Annotated in this window: 1 protein-coding gene; it reads left to right on the top strand. The window is 70.4% G+C overall.

The window, feature by feature from the left end; translation table 11 throughout:
* Window positions 1–1,816, top strand: a 1,816-nt coding sequence (locus UK12_RS32450; RefSeq protein WP_045306797.1) for an acyltransferase domain-containing protein, incomplete at both ends; no start/stop codon positions are given.

The raw sequence follows: 1,816 nt of genomic DNA, 5'->3' as shown, positions 1-1,816 counted from the left end.
CGCGTGGTTCGTTCGAGCACCGTGCGGTGGTGGTGGGTTCGGATCGTGCGGAGTTGCGCGCCGGGCTGGAGGCGCTGGCGCGGGGTGAGGCTTCGGCTCTGTCGGTGACGGGTGTCGCGGGTTCGGCCGGCCGGACTGCGTTCCTGTTCACGGGGCAGGGGAGTCAGCGGGTCGGGATGGGCGCCGAGTTGTACGAGGCGTTCCCGGTGTTCGCCGGGGCTTTCGACGCGGTGTGTGCGGAGTTGGACGGGCACCTGGAGCGTCCGCTGCGGGAGGTGGTGTTCGCGGGTGAGGACGGTCTGCTGGACCGGACCGAGTACACGCAGCCTGCGCTGTTCGCGATCGAGGTGGCGCTGTTCCGGCTCGCCGAATCCTGGGGTCTGCGGCCGGACTTCCTGGCGGGTCACTCGATCGGTGAGCTGGCTGCCGCGCACGTCGCCGGTGTTCTCTCGCTCGCTGATGCTGCCGCGCTGGTGGCGGCTCGTGGTCGTCTGATGCAGGCGTTGCCCGCTGGCGGAGCCATGGTGGCGGTGCAGGCGTCCGAGGCGGAGGTCGTGCCGCTGCTGACGGCCGAGGTGGGTGTCGCGGCGGTCAACGGGCCTTCGTCGGTGGTGATTTCCGGCGACGAGTTGGCGGTGCTTGAGGTTGCGGAGAAGCTGGCCGCTGATGGCCGTAAGACCAAGCGGCTCATGGTCAGCCACGCGTTTCACTCGCCGTTGATGGAGCCGATGCTGGCGGAGTTCCGCACGGTCGCGGAGGGTCTGAGCTTCCGCGAGCCCCGGATCCCGGTCGTCTCCACCCTCACCGGCAAGGTCACCGATGAGCTGGTCACCCCCGAGTACTGGGTGCGCCACGTCCGCGAGGCGGTCCGCTTCCACGACGCGATCCAGGTGCTGGAGGGTGAAGGCGTCCGTACGTTCCTGGAGTTGGGTCCGGACGGCACGCTCTCGGCGATGGGTCAGGAGTGCGTGACGGAGGAGGCGGTGTTCGCCTCCGTCCTGCGCCGTGACCGCGCCGAGGCTCAGAGCTTCACGACTGCTCTGGCGCAGCTGCACGTCCGGGGTAACAAGCTCGACTGGCAGGCGGTGTTCGCGGGTACCGGCGCGCAGCGCGTCGACCTGCCGACGTACGCCTTCCAGTACGAGCGCTACTGGCTGGAGGCCCCGCCGATCCTGGTGGGCGAGGCGGCAGCCGCTCACCTCGGGCTGGACCTGGCGGAGCACCCGTTGCTGGGCGCCTTCGTTGCTCTGGCGGATGCGGATGGCGTCCTGTTCACCGGGAGGCTGTCGCTCGACGCGCACCCGTGGCTGGCCGACCACGCCGTGGGTGAGGTGGTACTGCTGCCGGGAACCGCCTTTGTGGAACTGGCGGTTCGAGCGGGCGACCAGGTCGGCTGCGGCCTGGTGGAGGAGCTGACGCTGGAGGCACCGCTGGTCCTCCCCGCCAAGGGCGGGATGCAGGTCCAGGTTTCGGTGGGGGAGCCTGATTCGGCGGGCCGTCGTCCGGTGTCCGTCTTCTCGCGGGTGGAGGATGCGCCGGTCGAGGAGCCGTGGACGCGTCATGCGACGGGTCTGCTGGCGGAGGGCGGTGCTGCGGAGTCGTTCGATCTGGTGGAGTGGCCGCCGGTGGGTGCGGAGGCTGTGCCGGTCGACGGGTTGTATGAGGGTTTCGCGGCGGCCGGGTTCGGTTACGGTCCGGTGTTCCAGGGTGTCCGCGCGGCGTGGCGGCTGGGTGATGAGGTGTTCGCCGAGGTGGCGCTGCCGGAGGCCGGCCGGTCGGAGGCGGGTCTGTTCGGTCTGCACCCGGCGCTGCTGGA

The organism is Saccharothrix sp. ST-888 (genome assembly GCF_000955975.1).
Classification (GTDB): Bacteria; Actinomycetota; Actinomycetes; order Streptomycetales; family Streptomycetaceae; genus Kitasatospora.
This window is presented reverse-complemented; position numbering and strand designations above follow the sequence as displayed.